This is a genomic window from Glaciecola sp. HTCC2999 (assembly GCF_000155775.1).
Classification (GTDB): domain Bacteria; phylum Pseudomonadota; class Gammaproteobacteria; order Enterobacterales; family Alteromonadaceae; genus Opacimonas.
This window is the reverse complement of the sequence record NZ_DS989811.1, coordinates 146,215-167,668: the sequence shown is the minus strand read 5'-3', so window position 1 is coordinate 167,668 and position 21,454 is coordinate 146,215. Positions and strand designations below refer to the sequence as shown.

Annotated in this window: 19 protein-coding genes; 4 read left to right on the top strand and 15 right to left on the bottom strand. The window is 42.3% G+C overall.

Annotated features, from left to right (window positions below; all coding sequences use genetic code 11):
* Positions 1-49 precede the first annotated feature (49 nt).
* Positions 50-661 (bottom strand): GTP cyclohydrolase II, encoded by a 612-nt coding sequence (gene ribA, locus G2999_RS04800; RefSeq protein WP_010179288.1) that lies wholly within the window; start codon positions 659-661, stop codon positions 50-52.
* 137 nt (positions 662-798) lie between these two features.
* Entirely contained in the window at positions 799-2,289 is a 1,491-nt protein-coding gene (locus G2999_RS04795) for a YdiU family protein (RefSeq protein ID WP_010179287.1), read from the bottom strand.
* Between the two features lie 183 nt (positions 2,290-2,472).
* Here G2999_RS04795 and G2999_RS04790 point away from each other — a divergent pair, with 183 nt between their 5' ends.
* Positions 2,473-3,177: a glutathione S-transferase gene (locus G2999_RS04790; RefSeq protein WP_010179286.1), complete on the top strand. Its 705-nt coding sequence runs from the start codon at positions 2,473-2,475 to the stop codon at positions 3,175-3,177.
* Positions 3,178-3,232: 55 nt separating this feature from the next.
* On the opposite strand, the gene recQ is transcribed toward G2999_RS04790, so the two are convergent.
* On the bottom strand, positions 3,233-5,023 hold the full coding sequence (gene recQ, locus G2999_RS04785; RefSeq protein WP_010179285.1) for a DNA helicase RecQ: 1,791 nt from the start codon (positions 5,021-5,023) through the stop codon (positions 3,233-3,235).
* 318 nt (positions 5,024-5,341) lie between these two features.
* On the opposite strand from recQ, the gene rarD reads away from it, so the two are divergent.
* Positions 5,342-6,274: an EamA family transporter RarD gene (rarD, locus tag G2999_RS04780; protein WP_010179283.1), complete on the top strand. Its 933-nt coding sequence runs from the start codon at positions 5,342-5,344 to the stop codon at positions 6,272-6,274.
* A 52-nt stretch (positions 6,275-6,326) separates the two neighbouring features.
* Here rarD and uvrD read toward each other — a convergent pair whose 3' ends face one another.
* The 10 genes from uvrD to mpl form a co-directional block, all read right to left on the bottom strand.
* Positions 6,327-8,495 (bottom strand): DNA helicase II, encoded by a 2,169-nt coding sequence (gene uvrD / locus G2999_RS04775; protein WP_010179280.1) that lies wholly within the window; start codon positions 8,493-8,495, stop codon positions 6,327-6,329.
* 71 nt (positions 8,496-8,566) lie between these two features.
* Positions 8,567-9,283 (bottom strand): HAD-IA family hydrolase, encoded by a 717-nt coding sequence (locus G2999_RS04770; RefSeq protein ID WP_010179279.1) that lies wholly within the window; start codon positions 9,281-9,283, stop codon positions 8,567-8,569.
* Positions 9,280-10,194 (bottom strand): tyrosine recombinase XerC, encoded by a 915-nt coding sequence (locus tag G2999_RS04765; protein ID WP_010179277.1) that lies wholly within the window; start codon positions 10,192-10,194, stop codon positions 9,280-9,282. Before G2999_RS04765 ends, G2999_RS04770 begins: the two co-directional genes overlap by 4 nt.
* A gap of 7 nt (positions 10,195-10,201) precedes the next feature.
* Positions 10,202-10,867, bottom strand: coding sequence for a DUF484 family protein (locus tag G2999_RS04760; protein ID WP_010179275.1), 666 nt, complete (start codon positions 10,865-10,867; stop codon positions 10,202-10,204).
* On the bottom strand, positions 10,864-11,694 hold the full coding sequence (dapF, locus tag G2999_RS04755) for a diaminopimelate epimerase (protein ID WP_010179273.1): 831 nt from the start codon (positions 11,692-11,694) through the stop codon (positions 10,864-10,866). The genes G2999_RS04760 and dapF overlap by 4 nt, the downstream gene beginning before the upstream one ends.
* Positions 11,695-11,733: 39 nt before the next feature.
* Positions 11,734-12,984, bottom strand: a complete 1,251-nt coding sequence (lysA, locus tag G2999_RS04750; protein WP_010179271.1) for a diaminopimelate decarboxylase — start codon at positions 12,982-12,984, stop codon at positions 11,734-11,736.
* Positions 12,985-12,987: 3 nt separating this feature from the next.
* Entirely contained in the window at positions 12,988-13,209 is a 222-nt protein-coding gene (locus tag G2999_RS11870) for a lipoprotein (protein ID WP_010179269.1), read from the bottom strand.
* Between the two features lie 138 nt (positions 13,210-13,347).
* Positions 13,348-14,145: a S1/P1 nuclease gene (locus G2999_RS04740; protein ID WP_010179267.1), complete on the bottom strand. Its 798-nt coding sequence runs from the start codon at positions 14,143-14,145 to the stop codon at positions 13,348-13,350.
* Between the two features lie 50 nt (positions 14,146-14,195).
* Entirely contained in the window at positions 14,196-14,840 is a 645-nt protein-coding gene (locus tag G2999_RS04735; RefSeq protein ID WP_010179266.1) for a flavin prenyltransferase UbiX, read from the bottom strand.
* A 6-nt stretch (positions 14,841-14,846) separates the two neighbouring features.
* The gene (gene mpl / locus G2999_RS04730) at positions 14,847-16,208 is read right to left on the bottom strand and encodes a UDP-N-acetylmuramate:L-alanyl-gamma-D-glutamyl-meso-diaminopimelate ligase (RefSeq protein WP_010179264.1); all 1,362 of its coding nucleotides are present in this window, start codon (positions 16,206-16,208) and stop codon (positions 14,847-14,849) included.
* A 225-nt stretch (positions 16,209-16,433) separates the two neighbouring features.
* On the opposite strand from mpl, the gene G2999_RS04725 reads away from it, so the two are divergent.
* Positions 16,434-17,420, top strand: a complete 987-nt coding sequence (locus G2999_RS04725; protein ID WP_010179262.1) for a class 1 fructose-bisphosphatase — start codon at positions 16,434-16,436, stop codon at positions 17,418-17,420.
* A 148-nt stretch (positions 17,421-17,568) separates the two neighbouring features.
* The gene (locus G2999_RS04720; RefSeq protein ID WP_010179261.1) at positions 17,569-18,060 is read left to right on the top strand and encodes a DUF3299 domain-containing protein; all 492 of its coding nucleotides are present in this window, start codon (positions 17,569-17,571) and stop codon (positions 18,058-18,060) included.
* A gap of 22 nt (positions 18,061-18,082) precedes the next feature.
* Here the strand turns inward: G2999_RS04720 and G2999_RS04715 are convergent, their stop codons facing one another.
* Both G2999_RS04715 and uvrA read right to left on the bottom strand, forming a co-directional pair.
* Positions 18,083-18,481 carry a thioesterase family protein gene (locus tag G2999_RS04715; RefSeq protein ID WP_029257387.1) on the bottom strand — a complete coding sequence of 133 codons (399 nt, stop codon included), beginning with the start codon at positions 18,479-18,481 and terminating at the stop codon, positions 18,083-18,085.
* 3 nt (positions 18,482-18,484) lie between these two features.
* A complete protein-coding gene (gene uvrA / locus G2999_RS04710) occupies positions 18,485-21,313 on the bottom strand; it encodes an excinuclease ABC subunit UvrA (RefSeq protein ID WP_010179256.1) in 2,829 nt (942 codons plus the stop codon).
* Between the last annotated feature and the right edge of the window lie 141 nt (positions 21,314-21,454).

Here is a 21,454-nt window from a genome sequence, read left to right as displayed (position 1 = left end):
TGAACTTAACGCAAACTGAATAGCGTTAAGTATGTGGTGATAAGAAAAACTATTTAAATAAGTGTGGATCAAACTCATGACCAAGCTTTTCAGTCTTGGTCTTTAGGTACCCTTTATTATCTTTAGTCATGCCATGATCAATCGGTTTACGCTCAACAACTTCAATCCCTAATGAGGTTAATGCATTGATTTTTTTCGGGTTATTAGTCATCAAGGTCACTCTGTTAATCCCCAAATGGTGTAACATAAACTGACAAATATCATATTCTCGTAAATCAGCATCAAACCCTAAATGTTCATTTGCTTCAACCGTATCCAGTCCAGTATCCTGCAATGCATAGGCTTTGATTTTGTTCAATAAGCCAATGCCACGACCTTCTTGTCTTAAATATAATAAGACACCCGAACCATGCTCGACAATGTTAGCTAAGGCTTTTTCGAGTTGAAAACCGCAATCACAGCGTGTCGAAAACAATGAATCACCGGTTAAACACTCTGAATGCACACGAATATGCACAGCGTCATCTGGGAGCCATTCACCATAACTTAATGCCACGTGTTCTTGCTGATTGCGCGTGTCCACAAATCCATGGATCGTGAAATCTCCAAATCGTGTTGGTAGCTTCGCTTTACTGACAAATTCAAACATCGATACTGGCATGTTTAGGTATTCTCGTGTGATGGTTGATAAACATGTTGGTCGCACTAACGACTAACCTTGTCTATTTTAAAGGATAACAATGGGATTAGCATCATATAAAATCAACCCCACCATAGTAAATTCGACTATTTACTCCATTACGAAGAGCATGATAAGGCAATTCCCTTATCCCCTATCGAGGGTGGAGCAGCAAATCGGTCTATCTTGGTTGTCGCATCAAACGGATTCTTTAATATTTCTAAATAAGCATGAAATAATGAAAAATCACCTTGTTCAGCAGCTTCAATGACTGCTTGAGCATGATGGTTGCGCAGCACAGTATGTGGATTCGCTAAACTAATTCGTGACTGTAAGGTGGTAAAATCGACTTCTTGTAACGCTACTTCTGCTTTAAATGCAGCTAACCATTCATCAAATAAGCCAATATCCACATATTCATTGCGGAGTAATGTTAATGAGTCCCAATCGAGATGCCCGGCTAGTTGTCTAAAGCTAATATGATAATCACGCTTAGGACTTTGTAATAACTTCATAAACAATGTCATCATCGCCAATGCTGTATCCGTCGTTTCAGTTAATCCAAATCGTTTGAGCATCAAATGATGATAGTGCTCTACCAATATAGGTTCAAACGTATCTAACGCATCGGTAATATCTTCTGTAGTGACAAACGGCCGGAATGCTTGTGCCAGCGCGTTGAGATTCCAAAGACCGATACTTGGTTGCTGGGAAAAACGATAACGTCCCTGATGATCAGATTTATTGCACACATAATGCGGTTCAAAATCATCAAAAAATGCATATGGGCCATAATCAAATGTAATCCCATGAATCGACATATTATCCGTGTTCATAACACCATGGTTAAAGCCAACGACTTGCCAATGTGCGATTAATCGTGCGGTATCAGCAATTATTTGCGTTAACATCGCTAGATGCGGGTTTTGGCAATCTACACACTGCGGAAAATGATACGCTAAAGTGTAGTCCATTAATTGTTGGAGTTTAGGGGTGGCAATATCTGCTGCCACACCGGGTTCACGATCATGGTAAAAGTATTCAAAATGTCCAAACCTTAAATGACTTGGCGCAGTGCGTATCAGCATCGCAGCTTTTTCTTGTTGTTCACGATAAACCGGCTCATTAGAACTAATCAAACATAAGGCGCGAGAGGTTGGAATACCTAAATGAAATAAAGCTTCACTGGCCAAATATTCTCGTATAGTCGAACGCAAGACTGCACGCCCATCCGCGTGTCGTGAATAAGGTGTTGGCCCTGCACCTTTAAGATGTAAGTCTTGTCGCTGACCTTGATTATCCACTATTTCACATAGCAGCAGACCGCGTCCATCTCCTAGCTGTGGATTCCAATGACCAAATTGATGCCCACCATATTTCTGGGCCACGCTATGTTGAGTTAAGAGGGACTCAGACCCAAATAACTGCTGCATAAACGTATCATTATCTTGCCATTGAATGGGTAACCCTAATGCTTCCCACAGTGCATGATTAACCACTTGTAGATGAGGCTGATAAATCACAGTCGGTTTGATTGGGGTAACTAAATCAGCCAACTCATCGGCATAAGAATGTTGGTATTTATATGGGTCAATATAAGATTCAGACATAGATCTCTAATAATAGTTTATCATTGAAATAAAGTAAGCTAACGCTTTAGAATTTGCTAGCATAACAGCAGTTTGGCACTATTTCGCTACACATTTAAGTTTTATACGCACGCTTTAGGTTAAATGTTTAATCCATTTATCGCGTTTACGGGTAATAATCAGTGTCCAATTTAAGGAAATATTATGCCTACACTACATCATTTAAATCATTCTCGCTCACAACGTATTTTATGGTTATTTGCAGAGCTTGGTTTAGATTTTGATATACAAACTCATTATCGAAATCCAACAACATCATTAGCACCGGATTCATTAAAATCGATTTTTGAACTCGGACGCTCTCCGGTAGTGACATTGGATGACGAAATGCAAACTCCATTAGCTGAATCTGGAGCGATTGTTGAGTACTTTGCTCAAACCTATCCTGACGCCTTATTAACCTATCAGGCGGGTGATGCAGATTATATTCAATACTTATATTGGCTGCATTTTGCTGAAGGAACCATGATGCCGCCATTAATTGCAAAGCTCGTATTAGGCAAAGCAAAAGCCCAAAAGAAGCCAATCATTATCAAAACCATCGCGGATAAAGTCATTGATGCGATTCTAAATGCCTACTACGATAAAAATTTTGCTGAGAACGTCGCACATGTTGAAAAACACCTTGCCCGTCAAGTCAATAAAGGGATAGATTATTTTGTCGGCGAACGCTTAACGACGGTCGATTTTATGATGCTTTTTCCACTAGAAGCAATGCTCGCCAGCCAGCCCTCTAATGTGCCACAGCATATCAAAGCTTACGTAGAACGGATGCAGGCAAGACCGGCATACCAGGAAGCCCTAGATGCTGGCGGAGAATATAACTTTGGACCGAAAAAATCCGCATAAATGCGGTTTGGATACGACAATTAACGAGTCTCTTAGGAGACTACTTAAACGACAATTATTGTGATTGAACATGTTGAGTGATCAAATTAATAAACTGATCACCATATCGTTCGAGTTTGACTTGCCCTACGCCGGATACAAATAAGAAATCACTCGCTTCCATTGGTAAATTTTGTGCCATATCGACTAAGCTAGCATCCGAAAATATCACGTATGGTGGTTTACCTATCTCATCTGCTAACCGTTTACGCAGATGCTTCAACTTCGCAAATAATTCTTTGTCATAACTAACATTAGCGAGTTTCTGCTGTTTCTTACTGGTCCCGCTTAAGCGTGGCACTGCTAGGGTTAATGGTTGTTCTCCACGTAATATTGGTTTTGCTGCATCGGTTAACCGCAAAACGGCATAATTAGTAATATCAATAAACAAATACCCTTTATGGATCAGCTGATTAATAATATTAACCCAATACTCATCGGCTTTATCTTTACCGATCCCAAACGTAGATAACTTATCATAACCTTGTTCGACAATACGTTGCAGTTGACGACCTTTGATCACTTCAACGACTTGATTTATCGTGCCTATCTGACGCATTCGATAAATACACGATAACACTTTTTGGGCCGATTCTAAGCCATCAAAATGTTTTGGCGGATCGATACACACATCACAGTTACCACATTGCGTTTGGCTAGCTTCAGAAAAATAATTAAGTAACACTTGTCGGCGACACGTTTGTGCATCCCCAAAACGCTCCATCGCCTCAAATTTTTCAAGTTCCACTTCAATCCGATGACTTTCTGAAGATTCTATCCACTGTTTGATTCGTGCCGCATCCTTTTCATCAAATAATAATAATGCTTCTGAAGCTAAGCCATCTCGCCCTGCTCGGCCCGTTTCTTGGTAATAAGCTTCAATACTTCGGGGTAAGTCATGATGTACCACATAACGCACATTAGATTTATTGATCCCCATACCAAAGGCAACCGTGGCGACCATAATATCAATATTATCATTTTGAAAATCACGCTGGGCCTGAGCGCGTTCTTCTTGGGTTAGGCCGGCATGATAAGCCCCACATTTAAAGCCTTTGGCGTAGAGTTTGTTGCGCACCTCATCCACTTTGTTCCTTGAAGAACAGTAAATAATTCCACTCCCTTCATGAGCGTGAATAAATCGTACGATTTGTTCCAGCGGTTTAAATTTAGGAATAACTGTGTAACGAATATTCGGGCGGTCAAAACTGGCTAAATGCACATGAGGGTGATTTAAATGCAACTGAGTTTGAATATCTTCGCGAGTGGCAATATCGGCAGTGGCCGTTAGGGCCATAATAGGAATATATGGAAATATTTGTCGGAGCTGACCTAAATTACGGTAATCTTGTCTAAAGTCATGTCCCCAGTGAGAGACACAGTGAGCCTCATCAACTGCGATTAAACTAATATCGAGTTCAGATAAACGCTCAATAAAGTACGGTTGTAAAATCCGTTCAGGTGCGACAAACAAAATATCTGTCTGTCCATTATGTAAGCGTTGATAAACTTGCGTGATTTCTGCTCCATCTAACTGTGAACTGATCATATCAGCGCGAATACCGACCGCGAGACATTGCTCCATTTGGTCTTGCATGAGTGAAATCAAGGGTGAAACAACAATCGTTAAGCCAGTATTGATGACAGCGGGCACCTGATAACACAAGGATTTACCACCACCGGTAGGCATTAAAACCAAGCAATCTTGTTGCGCTAATGACGCTTCAATTATAGCTTGCTGACCCTTACGGAAGTCACTATAACCGAAGGTGTTTTTTAATGTGGTATGTAATAAATCAGCTGTCATTTGAGGTGATATTGGCTCTACTAGATATGGTTATATTAATACAAGATACACATAGATCTGATAAGTATCATTGTCAGACAACAGATCTCAAAAATTAGATCATATACTAAATTGTAGCATTTGATGAAGAGAATAGAGACAACACTGTTAACTATTTATGATAGTACTATCTAACCTATAATTGATAAGGGTGTCATCCACTTAGGTGATATATGAATCATTATGATAAGCAACCATAGGTAAATTTATTAAGTGGTTGCTTGCTTTGATAAGTTACTTCACAATTGCGCCTGTCTTATTTCATTTCACTGGCCTTTCATGCAAGAATCTTCGACCCCGCCAAACTCAGCTTCAGGCTTAACTTCTACCCAGGCAGGTATGTTATTTGCGATTTGTGCTTATACCATGTGGGGCATTGCACCTATCTATTTTAAGCAGTTGTTACATGTCGATGCTGTTGAAATCTTAATGCACCGTATTATTTGGTCAGCACTCGTATTGGCTGGCTTGATCCTCGGACTTAATCATATTAACAAAGTCACCACTGCGCTTGCTGATAAAAAAGTCATGGGATTATTAGTCTGTGCGGGAATATTACTTGGCGGCAATTGGTGGCTGTTTATCTGGTCAGTCAATAATGACCATCTATTAGAAGCTAGCCTTGGTTATTACATTAATCCCCTATTTAATGTTCTATTTGGCTTTGTATTTTTAGGCGAACGTTTTCGACGTTTGCAAAAAGTTGCAGTGCTATTAGCGTTTATTGGCGTGGCGATTTTAATTGTGTCGTTTGGTGATGTCCCATACATCGCACTGTCTTTGGCATTAAGCTTTAGCTTATATGGCTTGGTCCGTAAGCAAATCAATGTCGACTCGATACCGGGACTGTTTATTGAAACGGTTTTGATGCTGCCTTTAGCGCTGGGTTATTGGTTGTGGACAGATTCACCCACCAGTAACTTTGCCAATAACAGTACAACAATAAATGTCTTATTTATCTGCGCGGGCTTAGTCACCACCGCTCCGCTGCTATGTTTTACTTCAGCAGCACGCCGTATCATGTATTCAACCCTTGGATTTTTCCAATATATTGGCCCGACACTGATGTTCGTCATCGCGATTATGGTTTACAACGAACCTTTCAATATTGAGCGGGTGATTACCTTTGGGTTTGTTTGGTTAGCCCTAGCGGTGTTCACTTATGATGGTGTCAGGCACTACCGAAAACAAAAGATATTACTTAACACTTAGGCTTAATAGATCCCTTATCTAAAATCGCGGTAGTCTTAATACCGCGTTCATATTAACACGGCGATAACTTCGCATAAGCGAGTACCAGCCATTTAGCACCAAAATCATCAAAATTCACTTGTACACGTGCACTCTCGCCTGAGCCTTCATAGTTTAAGACGGTCCCATCACCAAATTTGTTGTGACTCACACGCATTCCCAATGAGAATCCACTTTCACTAAAGGCTTCATGTGAGGTGCTGGGGCTAAAGCGGTTGTGCACAGGTTGAGACACATTTTGTCGCAGGCGGATTTCTTCGATACATTCTTTGGGGATCTCTCGAATAAAGCGACTGGCAGTATGAAATTTATCTTGGCCATATACTCGACGCGTTTCAGCATGAGTAATGTAAAGTTTTTGCATCGCACGAGTCATACCCACATAGCATAGACGACGTTCTTCCTCGAGACGGCCAGGTTCATCATTCGTCATCGCACTAGGGAACATTCCCTCTTCCACACCCGCTAGAAAGACTAAAGAAAACTCTAACCCTTTCGCGGTATGAATAGTCATCATTTGAACGGCATCTTGGTGTTTCTCAGCTTGTCCTTCACCCGCCTCTAATGATGCGTGAGCAAGAAATGCTGATAATGGCGTCATATCATCAGCCTCTTCAGGCACTTCAAATTGCTTACAAGCAGTCACTAATTCTTCTAAGTTTTCCACTCTAGCCTTCGCTTTCTCGCCTTTTTCAGCTTGGTACATCGCGACTAAGCCAGATGCTTTTATAACATGATCGGTTTGCTGCTCTAATGGCAATGGTTTGATGTCATTACTCATATTCATGATCAAATCAACAAAGCCTTGGAGTGCATTACCTGCACGTCCTTTTAATCGTTTCTCTTGCAGCATCATGACCGACGTTTGCCACATAGATTGCTCTGTCTCACGTGCTACTTCTCGGATTTGCGACAACGTTTTATCACCCATGCCACGCGTTGGTGTATTCACTACACGTTCAAACGCAGCGTCATCTAATGGGTGATTAATCATACGCAGATAGGCCAGTGCATCTTTGATTTCTTGACGCTCGAAGAATCGTTGACCACCATAAATTCGATAGGGAATAGCTTCTTGCAGTAACGCCTCTTCCAGTACTCGTGATTGAGCATTATTGCGATATAAAATGGCACAATCAGACAAAGCATACCCTTGATCCATCCACTCTTTGATCCGAGCTACGATAAAACGTGCTTCATCTAGCTCATTGAAACCTGCATAGAGCTTTATCTTTTCGCCGTCAGCATCCTCAGTCCATAGCTCTTTACCCAAGCGTCCGGCATTATTATCTATCACCGCATTAGCCGCTTTCAAAATATGCCCTGTGGAACGATAATTCTGTTCTAAACGAATAGTATCCGCACTCGGGAAATCTTTGAGAAAGTGTGAAATATTTTCAACATTCGCGCCGCGCCACCCATAAATAGACTGATCGTCATCGCCTACGATCATCATATTATTACTCGGTGCTGATAACAGACGTAACCACGCATATTGTATATTATTGGTGTCTTGGAATTCGTCTACCAATACCGCGCGAAATCGCTCTTGGTAATGCTGACGAATACGATCATTATCGCGCCACAGCTCATACGCTCGGAGCAGTAATTCTGCAAAATCAATCAACCCAGACCGGTCACAAGTTTGTTGATATGCTTGGTAAATATCACGCATTTTTTGCTGGTTCGCATCCCCATAAGTATCAATATCTTTGGGGCGTAAACCTTCGTCTTTATTACCGTTGATATACCATTGGGATTGCTTAGCTGGCCAATCTTTCTCATCCAAGTTCATTGATTTAATAATGCGTTTGATCAGGCGATGCTGATCATCTGAATCTAATATCGTAAAGTTCTCAGGTAGATTAGCTTCGGCGTAATGAGCACGCAATAAACGATGTGCGAGCCCGTGAAAGGTTCCAATCCACATATGATGCAGTGACTGGCCTTTGAGTTGTTCAATCCGTCCGCGCATTTCACGGGCAGCTTTGTTTGTAAACGTAACCGCCAGAATAGAAAAAGGGGATAAGTTTTCGACTTCCATCAACCACGCAATACGATGGACTAATACTCGTGTTTTACCACTGCCTGCACCGGCTAAGATCAACATATCTTGCGCAGGAGCGGCGACCGCTTGACGCTGTTTATCATTAAGCCCATCAAGTAATCGAGATACGTCCATCCATTAAGCCTTTTTATATGTTGGGGTAGAGAAAAATTAATTATAACAAAAACTGTTGATATATACAGTGTTCAGACCCAATGCAATAAATCCGAAAAACGATCTAACTGCACATCGGGTAAACATTTGACCGGCTCATGACTCATATTCATGTGACGGTCTGCAGCATACCAAGCTGATTTATAGCCATTTTGATAAGCACCTAACACATCATTAGTCATATTATCGCCCACATGTAATATGTATTGCGGTGCAATCCCCAATGCCTGTGATGCTTTAACAAACATATCTGAATGAGGTTTTGCGCGATGATCGATACTCGCATGATAGACGTGTGTAAAATATTCACCAATGCCAATGGTATCGACATTCACATTCCCATTGGTGATCGCTACAAGGGGGATCTTACCCGCAAGTGATGCCAATACATCGGTGTAATGTTTTGGTACGGTAAAATTACTGCGCTGAGCGTAAAAATAAGTAAAGCAATCATGAGCCGCTGCCTCTAACGTATCGTCAGCATAACCGACAGAGGCGAACCCTAATCTTAACGTCGCTAAACGCAATTGCCCCATGTCATATTTGATAACTGGCGAGTTTTGCAATGCACATTGTTTAAAAGTAAACCATTGTTCTTTGGAAATACTGGCGGCGTTTGGATAATGCTCAGTAATATACTGAGACAGGGCAGCCTCAGCCGCATATATATATGGCATGTTGTCGTATAAAGTGTCATCCAAATCAAAGGTCATTGCTCGAATTACACCGATTTTTCGGTAAAAAATCATTTCTTCGCCCTAGGATGCGCATTGTCATACACGCCCGCTAAATGTTGAAAATCCAAATGAGTATATACTTGAGTGGTGGCTAAATTTGCATGACCTAACAGCTCTTGCACCGCGCGTAAATCACCACTAGATTCTAATACGTGCGTGGCGAAAGAATGGCGCAGTTTATGGGGTGAAATATGCGTATCAATGCCTTGTTTGGTGGCAAGTTGTGTCAATCGTTTAGCAACTTGCCGATTCCCTAACCGCCCCCCTCGCTGAGACAAAAATAACGCAGGCTCATCAGGTGCCGCACTAGTGATAAATTGTACCCGCCATAATAGCCAATCTTGTACGGCCCTCCATGCATGTTCGCCAATTGGCAAACGCCGTTGCTTACCACCCTTACCATTAACATTTAAGATATGATCATCCAACACATCAAGTAAATTTAGCCCGGTGACCTCAGATAAACGCAAACCACACCCATACACCAGTTCAAACATCGCTTTATCACGAGCTTCATGTACTGATTCTGGTGTGAAATTTAATAAACCTTCTAACTGTTCTACATGTAAATGTTTTGGCAAGGGTTTGCCCATTTTAGGGGCGTTAACTGCCTCAGCAGGGTTCTGAGTCAATTGATGTTGCTCCACCAAAAAGTGACAAAACTGCCGCAGCGCACTGAGTCTTAATGCAATACTACGGGCACTTAATCCGGCTTTTTTAGATAGGCCCACCATGCGTTTCACTTGTTCAACAGTCAAGCTAGACCATTTCTTCAAAGTTAGTAAGTCTTTACATACTAGAATATGATTGATATAGGCAGATTGGGTATGTATTGAGTATTGGCGCTCAACTTTGAGCTGTTCGGCAAACGCTTGCACCCACTTATCATCGTGTAATGGTAAATGCGGTACAAATGATGTCATAAGCCAATTATTCGTCTTGGTCTGTTAAAATACGCGCTAACACTTGCTCTAATAATTGCTTTAACTGGAGCAAAAATAACGTATCCATTTCAGGTTGGAAATGGGTCGCAGAAGCACTGCCTACAGCCAAAAACCCAAAGGGCTCTTTGGCGCCCAATAACATCAATGCACATGATTCAACCGAACCTTCGTTAAAAATTTGCTTGGTTTCGTTTTGCGATAAACGACCGAAGAAAAAATCCGATTGCTTAAAACGCTTATCAATCAGCGCGTGATGTTTAAAATCAGCAAATCTGGTTTCTTTAATGAATAATTGTACGCACACTTCGGCTAGTGCTAATTCACCATGAAAACATGCATGTAAGGCAGCTTCAACATCAACCAGCGTGTCACAGGTATATAAACGTTGCAGTAGTTGCGCGTAAATTTGAAACAACTGTTCGTTATTATCGGCATTGCGGATCAAAGCTGCTAGCTCTTGACGCTGTGAATGCAGCTGTTTACGGAGCTGCTCCGCTTGAAGCTCCACCAAAGACACCGTTCCACGTTGCTGGTGAGGTATGATTAACTCAGCCGTTAACTCTGGATATTCTACAAAGAATTCTTCATTATCACGTAAATATTGAGCGACTTCTTTGGCGCTTAATGTTTGACTGAAATCGGGTTGGGTCATAATACTATTTTTCCATCAAATACATGTTCTGCCGGGCCCGTCATCTTGATCGTATGATCATCGCCTTGCCAGCGAATGGTTAATGGCCCTCCTGGTAAGGTCACATTCACTTCAGTGCCCAGTTTACCTTGTTGCTGGCCAATCGCTACCGCTGCACACGCGCCGCTACCGCAAGCTAGTGTTTCCCCGACGCCACGCTCAAACACGCGTAACTTGATATTATTTTCATCAATGATCTGCATGAAGCCTACATTCACTTTTTGCGGAAAACGTTCGTGAGATTCAAGTAATGCACCCACTCCCAACACATCATAAGTGTCAATATCATCCACTACCATAACGCAGTGGGGGTTTCCTAAAGAAACTGCACCACAGAAAAAAGTCTGGTCGGCTTCACGAATAATATAGGTGTTTTCTTGTTTCTGAGCTTTCATTGGCACATCATCAGGGGCAAAACGTGGACGCCCCATGTTCACCGTAACCTGTCCATCCTTTTCCAAATAAAGCATAATTTTGCCCGCCTTGGTGCTGACAGAAATTTTGGTTTTATGAGTCAGGTTTTTATATTTCACAAACCGCGCAAAACACCGTGCGCCGTTGCCACATTGTTCCACCTCAGAGCCATCGGCATTGAAGATGCGATAGTGAAAGTCTTGATCAGGATCGTAAGGAGGTTCAACTAATAATAATTGGTCAAAACCCACACCAAAATTACGATCCGCTAACTGCTGGATGCGCTCCGGGGAAAAGTAAATGTTTTGAGTGATGCAATCCACCACCATAAAATCATTACCAAGACCATGCATCTTGGTGAATTCAACCAACATTATTGGCCGCCTTTAATAAATATCATCATTGAAAGTAGTTTACTGGACTTTATGTTCGTTGTGCCATAAATCTTCAACTTTTTCACGTTCACGCACTACAATAACATGATCTCCATCGACCATGATCTCTGCTGGACGAGCACGGGTGTTATAATTTGATGCCATCACAAAGCCATATGCGCCGGCACTTTTCACCGCGAGAATATCATCCGGCACAATCGCTAATTCACGGTCTTTACCTAAGAAATCTCCCGTTTCACACACGGGCCCCACAACATCATAAACAGCAGCGGCTACATCGTCTCTTGGTGTAATGGGCACAATATTTTGCCAAGCACTGTAAAGGGCTGGACGTAACAAATCATTCATCGCCGCATCAATAATTGCAAAATGCTTGTCTTCGTTTTGTTTCAAAAATTCAACTTTAGTGAGTAACACACCCGCATTTGCAGCAATCGCACGACCTGGCTCCATGATAATTTTCATGTGCTCACGACCTTGCATCTTTTGTGCAATAGCAGAAGCATATTCTGAAGGTAACGGCGGTGTTTCATTCGCATAAGTCACCCCTAAACCGCCACCTACATCTAAATGTTCGATATGAATATCATGGGTTGCTAACTCATCCACTAACCCTAATAAACGTTCTAATGCATCGACAAACGGTGCCGTTTCCGTGAGCTGTGAACCAATGTGGCAATCCATCCCTTTTATTTCTAAATAAGACAAGGCTTTTGCGTACAAATACGTTTCAACGGCTTTGGTATGTGCGATCCCAAACTTATTTGCTTTGAGACCTGTAGAGATATATGGATGGGTATTTGCATCCACATCAGGATTAATGCGTAAAGATATACGCGCAGGTCTATCTAATTTCGCCGCTACTGCATTGATACGATCTAACTCAGCAAATGACTCGACGTTGAAGCACAAAATGTTTTGTTGCAATGCAAATTCAATCTCATCAGCCGTTTTACCCACGCCTGAGAAAACCACTTTTTGAGGATCACCACCGGCAGCAATAACACGTTTTAATTCGCCACCGGAAACAATATCAAACCCTGAACCTAGTTTAGCCAGGACACTCAACACGCCGATGTTCGAATTTGCTTTCACCGCAAAACACACTAAATGAGGATGATCACCTAATGCTTCATCAAATTTATGCCAGTGACGCTCCAACGTCTTACGAGAATAAACGTAGGTGGGCGTACCATGCTTTGCAGCTATGTCATGTAATGCCACATTTTCTGCATGCAATGTGCCGTTTTGGTAATCAAAAAAATCCATAGTTTATCTCTTATCTTCAATCGCGTTATTGGTGTTGTTTGATGGTGTTTCAGGTTCAGTTGGTTGTGCCGCAGGCTGAGTTTGCGGTTGATTTTGAACCGGTGGTTCAGCCGGTAAACGTAACGGCCCTTTTTGACCACACCCCGATATTCCTAACAAAACCGATGTGAGCAATACTACAAGGGTGATTTGGCGGAAATGGGCTGAACGAGAGGTAAATTTCATAAGCGCGACATCAACTGATTAATAGCGCTTATGATCGGCAACCTGACAAGAAAATGCAAGCAATAAAGCGCGGTATTTTAGTCGGATTCATCGTTCTGATATCATCCGACTAAAAATTCAGCACACTAAGTCTCTTTCCTACTGAACAAAAAGTTGATTCAAGTATGCCGCAGTGCGGATACCTGCTTGAGAAAGGCGACGGTTAAGCGCATCAATATGGGCATATACATAATTGTAATTTTCACTTTCATTGTTTGTATAAATCCCGTTGCGAATGTCATAACTTTCTTGGATCCATACCATAGGATCAGGCTCCATCCATTGAGCTATTTGTTGTGACGTCATTTTACGTGTTAACCAGTCTGAGTATTCAGTATAAGACAGTTTTTGTTGATCAATAATACCGCTATCCCAAATTCGATGAAGATTAGAGCTCTCCCAAAAGAAATCTAATTTAACATCATTACCGCCTCGGTCTTTCCCGTTGCCCACATGTAATGGCTGATGCAAGTCCCCCACAATATGCACAATAAAATGAAGTGCCGTCTGCCGTTCGGCTACAGAACGCTTTGGATCTTTGACCCATTCACTGAACATTTGTAACCCAGTATATGCATCACCTTGTTTCGGTGCACCAACGTCAACGTATGTGGTGCCATCTGGTACCGTCACATAATGATAAGGACCGGCTTGCTTTTGCCAAAACTCGGCTGGATTAGAGCGGTTAAAATCGGCTAAGGTCGAGATTTCCGCTAACGTACGATTTGGAAACAGTTCCGCCATAATCGCTTTTACTTGCGGACTGATATGTTGGCTTGCGATTTCACCTGCAATACGGTGCCCATTTTTGCCCCAAGCCCACGCAGGGTTTGCTGCAACTAAGCTCATTAAGAGAAACGTAATGACAGCTCCAAATGATATTGATCGAATTTGCATGATAATGAATCCCCGTTTCTAGTTATGCTTGTTGTTTTATAGTATAACAATTAAGATGGTCTGTAGCCCCAGCGTTGCATAATCGTTTGATCTACACCAATGTGATCTAGCATACGTGCCACCACAAAATCGACTAAATCAGCTATGCTGTTAGGTTCATGATAAAAGCCAGGTGCAGCAGGCATGATTGTCACACCCATCTTTGATAGTTTGAGCATGTTCTCTAAATGAATCGTCGAAAAAGGCATTTCACGAGGAACGATAATGAGCTGTCCTCGCTCTTTAATGACCACATCAGCTGCACGCTCAACCAGGTTATCACTCGCTCCCGTCGCAATAGCTGATAAAGTACCGGTTGAACAAGGACATACGACCATCTGTTTTGGTGCCGCTGAACCTGATGCCACCGGCGAAAACCATTCATCTTTGCCACAAGCGATTATTTGGCCTGCTTTAGCGTCAAAACGCTCGGTAAAAAAAGCAGCAACAGCTTCGGGTTTACTTGGTACTTTTAGATTTTCTTCTGTCGCTAATACCACTTTGGCCGCTGATGAAATTAGTACGTACACTTGGTACTCCGCTTTCACTAAGAGCTCCAATAAACGCAGCGCATATGGTGTGCCGGATGCCCCAGTAATTGCTAAGGTAATACGCTTATCCCATGCTGAGGGGGTGGTGAATTGAGCTTGATTCATGAATAATTACTCTTTGTTAAATCGTGCTGATAACGCATTCAATAATTTATCATGAATGCCTGCAAATCCACCGTTACTCATGACTAAAATATGATCAGATGGTTGCGCTTCTTTGACGACAGCTTCTACTAATTTGTCCACATCTTGATAAGGGTGTACTGGCGCCACACTATCGCGCGCAACCTCGTCAATGGACCAGCTTAAGCTGGCAGGTTCAAAAATATAAACCTCATCTGCTTGTGCCCAAGACTCAGTTAACTGATCTTTATGAATACCTAATTTCATGGTGTTAGAACGTGGTTCTAAAATTGCTAAGATCCGTTGTACACCAACATTGGCTTTTAGCCCTTCGACTGTCGTTTTAATCGCAGTAGGATGGTGCGCAAAATCATCATAAACCGTGATATTAGCGACTGTTCCTTTGATTTCCATACGGCGCTTGACGTTAACAAACTCACTTAACGATTCGATAGCAATATCAGTGGTAACGCCCACATTATGGGCTGCTGCAATCGCCATTAAACCGTTATGTACGTTATGATCCCCAATTAAAGACCAATTGACTTCACCTTGAAGTTGACCTTGATAATATACTTCAAAACGTCCGCCATCAGCTTGGGTCTTCTGTGCGGTCCAATCTTTAGAAATAAATTCTTGCGTCGTCCAGCACCCCATTTCCAAGACATCTTGCATGTTGTTATCGTGTTTCTCCGACAATATCAGACCATTGGCAGGTACTGAACGAACCAAATGATGGAACTGTTTTTTGATCGCATTAAGATCATCAAAAATATCAGCATGATCAAATTCAAGATTATTGAGTACCAATGTCCGCGGACGATAGTGGACAAACTTAGAGCGCTTATCAAAAAACGCACTGTCATATTCATCCGCCTCAATGACAAAAAAATTGCCTTCACCAATGCGTGCTGATACGCCAAAATTCTCCGGCACACCGCCAATCAGAAAACCGGGGGTATAACCGGCGAACTCTAAAATCCACGCAAGTACACTAGAGGTTGATGTTTTCCCATGTGTGCCAGCAACAGCCAATACCCAGCGATCTTTCAATAAATTATCTAAGAGCCATTGTGGTCCAGATGTATAGGGTAGATTTCGATCTAATACATATTCGACTGCAGGATTACCTCGTGACATTGCATTACCGATAATGACCATATCGGGCTCAGGTTCAAATTGTGCAACATCATACCCTTCGGTCAATGTAATACCGAGCCCTTCAAGTTGAGTGCTCATTGGTGGATAGACATTTCGGTCAGACCCAGTCACTGTGTGCCCAAGTGATTTAGCTAGTGCGGCTATTCCGCCCATAAAGCTGCCACAGATCCCTAATATATGTACATGCATATCGAATTTCTTTTATGGTAAGTAGGATAATAATCAATATCATACTTTAGCAGATATTAGCCCCATAACCTACCATTAGACGGTTTTGAAATATCAATCTCGGTTAACATCTGCAGTAAATATAGGTACACTAGATATACAGGGAAAGTACAACAATAATAAAAACCTTTCCGATGGAGTTATGCTCCTCTGTACCCTACATAAACATAAAAAGGTTTTTAACTCATGAAGCGACTCAATTCGCGTCTACAACAAGACGGTGCTCCACTCGAACTCATTCTATTAATTCGTACACTTTTAGCTGGCTGTAAAGAAATCTCCTTTCGTGTTTCTCAAGGTGCTTTAGCCGGTGTATTAGGCTCGACCTTATCTGAAAACGTGCAAGGTGAAACCCAAAAGAAGCTTGATGTTATTTCCAACCAAATCCTCAAAGATACCTTAAGTGAATCAGGGTACGTCAAAGCTATTTCTTCTGAAGAAGAAGATGATGTGGTGCCGTGTAATCCAGAAGGTAAGTATTTGGTGAGTTTTGATCCTTTAGATGGATCTTCTAATACAGAAATCAACTCTTTGATTGGGACGATTTTCTCCATCACTCATGCCCCCCAATGGATGGAGCCGGATGATCCCTCCGCATTCCTTCAACCTGGTACCCAAATCGTAGCCGCGGGTTATGTCTTGTATGGCCCGTCAACGATGCTCGCGATGACCACTGGTCGCGGAACTCACCTGTATACATTAGATAAAACCCATGGTGGTTTCTTAGTAACAGAAGCCAATTTACAAGTACCTAAAGATACTAGCGAATTTGCCATTAATGCATCGAATCAACGTCATTGGGAACAACCTATCCAAGATTACGTAAGTGATTTACTTCTAGGGATCGATGGTCCGCGCGGTAAAGATTACAACATGCGTTGGGTCGCAGCGATGGTGGGTGATATTCACCGGGTCTTATGTCGTGGTGGCATATTTGCCTATCCATTTGATAAACGAAATCCCAATAAACCAGGCAAATTACGTCTTCTATATGAAGCCAACCCAATGGCATTTTTGATGGAACAAGCAGGTGGCTTAGCCTCTACTGGTCAAGGGCGCATTATGGAAGTGATGCCGACAGAGATCCATCAGCGTGTACCTGTGATTATTGGTTCTGCCAATGAGGTAGAAGCATGTTTGGGTTATTACAACGATACTCAAAACAACGAATAAAGCAGGATTGCAGCATCATCAGTTGGTTATGCGCCAATATAATCAAGCCGTATATGACGTAAATATGCGGCTTTTTTAGGTTTTACTCAATATTTTTCGTATACTATCTCTTAATCAATATATTATTAAAAATAATTAGAGTCCTACTATGTATCGTTCACTCCACAGTATTCGTTTGTGTCTCAGTCTATGGTTACTCATTGTGACCAGCGCCAGTGCATTAGCTAACACCAGTAAGCCTTCTGAGTTGTATTGGGAAGATATGGTACCCAAAGGTTTTATTGCACCAGAAGTCACTGTCGACCACATGAATAATATGTCACAAGCTGCGCCAAATGCACCGGTACTCGAGGAACTCAACGGTCAATTTGTCAAGATACCTGGGTTTGTAGTCCCTTTAGAAGGCACAGCAGAGCTCACTACTGAATTTTTACTTGTCCCTTATTTTGGTGCTTGTATTCATGTCCCGCCCCCACCTTCAAATCAAATCGTCTACGTGACATTCAAGGACGGAGTCCCTATTGATAATTTATATGATGCCGTTTGGGTCGTTGGTACTTTATCAACCAAAGGCTGGAGTGGCGATATTGCCTCAGTGGGTTATACACTTGAAGGAGTTGAAGTTCAGCCTTACGAGTAAGGCCGAATAAACAGTGTGGTACTTATACCGGTATCACTTTCCAAGATAGTAGCTGCGCTCTTTGACTATCATCTATTTTAGCAGAGCGCTGCGTTTGATAATCAAAATGAACTAATGTTGTTGACCCTTTAGCGACGAGTTTATCTTGTTGATGTAGCTCTTGATACACGACAAATGAGCTATTCCCTATTCGCTCAATACCCGTTGTGACAGTGACATCATGTCCGTAATGAATTTGCGCGACAAAATCGACTGTGAAACTAGCAACGATTAATGGCCAATTAGCCAAATCCAGCTCAGGGGTAAACACTTTAAAAATAGGTTCTCGCGCCGTTTCAAACCACTGCGGCACTACCGTGTTATTCACATGCCGCAGCGCATCTGTCTCATAAAACCGAATTTTAAATGTTTCCGTTAACATCATCTATCCTTGCAACATCGGTTTCAAGAAGCGCCCAGTATGAGATATTGCCACCTCGGCTACTTCTTCAGGGGTTCCTTGGGCGATAATTTGTCCACCGCCAGAGCCACCTTCAGGTCCCAAATCAACAATCCAATCGGCTGTTTTAATAACATCCAAATTATGCTCAATAACCACCATAGTGTTACCTGCATCACGCAGTTTGGTTAACACTTCCAATAACTGTTTAATATCATGAAAATGGAGACCGGTCGTAGGCTCATCTAAGATATACAATGTTTGACCTGTATCTCGTTTAGATAGCTCTTTGGCTAATTTGACCCGTTGTGCTTCCCCTCCCGATAGCGTCGTCGCCGCTTGGCCTAAACAAATATAAGATAAGCCCACATCCATTAACGTCTGTAACTTACGGTTAATTGCAGGAATGGCATCAAAGAAATCTCGGGCATCTTCCACCGTCATTTCGAGGATTTCATGAATATTTTTACCTTTATAACGAATTTCTAAGGTCTCGCGATTGTACCGTTTTCCTTTACACACATCGCAGGGCACATAGACATCTGGTAAAAAGTGCATTTCCACCTTAATCATCCCATCACCTTGACACGCCTCACAACGACCGCCTTTAACGTTAAAGCTAAATCTGCCGGGCTTGTAACCGCGAGAACGCGCTTCTTGCGTGCCTGCAAACATTTCACGGATAGGCGTAAAAATACCAGCATACGTTGCAGGATTGGAACGTGGAGTGCGACCAATTGGGCTTTGGTCAATATCCACCACTTTATCTAATAATTCTAACCCTTTCATTGTTTTATATGGCGCGGGTTCACCCAAAGTGGCGTTATTCAGTTCTTTTTGGGCAATTTTATAAAACGTATCGTTAATCAGTGTCGATTTACCCGAACCAGAGACACCGGTCACGCAGGTCATTACTCCTGTTGGAATTTTCAAAGTGACATCTTGGAGGTTATTGCCAGTTGCACCAGTAAGCTCTAGCCATTGCTTATTTTTCGCTTTATTACGCTTCTTAGGAATGGCAATCCCTTCACGGCCAGATAAATACTTACCCGTCAATGAATCAGGCGAGTTTTTAATATCTTCCATCGTGCCTTGTGCAATAATTTGACCACCATGTACACCGGCCCCTGGACCGATATCCACAATATAATCGGCTTCACGGATCGCATCCTCATCATGCTCCACCACGATCACGGTATTACCCAAATCACGTAAATGCCGCAACGTTTGCAATAAGCGCTCATTATCACGTTGATGCAAACCGATCGATGGCTCATCAAGCACGTACATGACCCCCACCAAACCGGCACCAATTTGACTAGCTAATCTAATGCGTTGTGCTTCGCCGCCCGATAAAGTATCAGCGCTTCTTTCTAACGATAGATAGTTCAAACCCACATTGACTAAGAAGTTTAAGCGGTCTTGAATTTCTTTTAAGATCTTCTCTGCAATCGCTGCGCGTTGGCCAGTTAGGGCCAAATTTTTAAAAAAGGCCAGCGAATCGGCAATCGACATGGTCGCCACAGTGGGCAGATTCGTCTTTTCAATAAATACATTTCGAGCTTCTAGACGCAAACGCGAACCCGCACAGGTAGAACAAGGTTGCTGAGCTAAGTATTTAGATAACTCATCACGGACCGTATTGGATTCGGTATCTTTGTAACGGCGCTCCATGTTTGGGATGATCCCTTCAAATGGATGCTTTCGTTGCATAATATCGCCACGTTCATTGATATATTTAAAGCTAATACTTTGACCCTTCGACCCGTTTAGAACAATGTCTTGAGATTTTTTATCAAGTTCATTAAAGGGGGTATTCAAGTCAAACTCATAATGCTCAGCCACCGCTTGCAGCATTTGAAAATAATAATAACTGCGCTTATCCCAACCGCGAATCGCGCCACCCGACAAACTCAACTCATCATTACTCACCACGCGTAGGGGATCAAAAAATTGTCTAGTACCTAGTCCATCACATGTTTGACATGCCCCTGCCGGGTTATTAAACGAGAACATGCGCGGTTCAAGTTCGCTGATTGAATAGCCACAGTGCGGACAAGCAAAATTTGCCGAGAAAATAATCTCCTCCGCCGCCGCGTCATCCATATAAGCAACTTTCGCATTTCCACCAGAGAGCCCTAACGCCGTCTCAAAAGACTCAGCCAATCGAAGCTGTAAATCATCGCGTACTTTAAACCGGTCAACGACCACTTCAATCGTATGTTTTTTATGTAAATCAAGTGTCGGAGGATCGGATAGATCACAGACTTCACCATCAATACGAGCGCGAATAAACCCTTGTGCAGAAAGTCCCTCTAAGGTTTTTAAATGCTCACCTTTACGGTCTTGAACGACAGGCGCTAGTAACATTAACTTTGTCCCTTCCGGCATCGCCAACACTCGATCCACCATTTGGGATATGGTCTGGGCATCAAGTGGTACATCATGCTCAGGACAGCGAGGCACACCAACGCGAGCAAATAACAAACGCAAGTAATCGTATATTTCAGTAATGGTCCCGACGGTTGAACGCGGATTATGAGAAGTGGATTTTTGTTCAATAGAAATCGCCGGAGATAAACCTTCAATGTGGTCAACATCGGGTTTTTCCATCATAGAAAGAAATTGTCTAGCATAGGCGGATAAAGATTCAACGTAACGACGTTGACCTTCAGCATACAAAGTATCAAAGGCGAGTGAGGATTTACCTGAACCAGAAAGACCGGTAATAACGACCAATTTATCGCGCGGTAAATCTAAGGAAATGTTTTTAAGGTTGTGCGTACGCGCACCACGAACTTCTATTTTATCCATGCAACCGTTTCAATATGCAAAACCTGTAGTATGACAGAATCGTTTGAGATTACGACATATTAAGGTGATTAAAATTAATAAATACAATACGCATTTTTGCCGGTTTTGATCATAAACCCTTTTTGGCACTTTTGCTTTGCA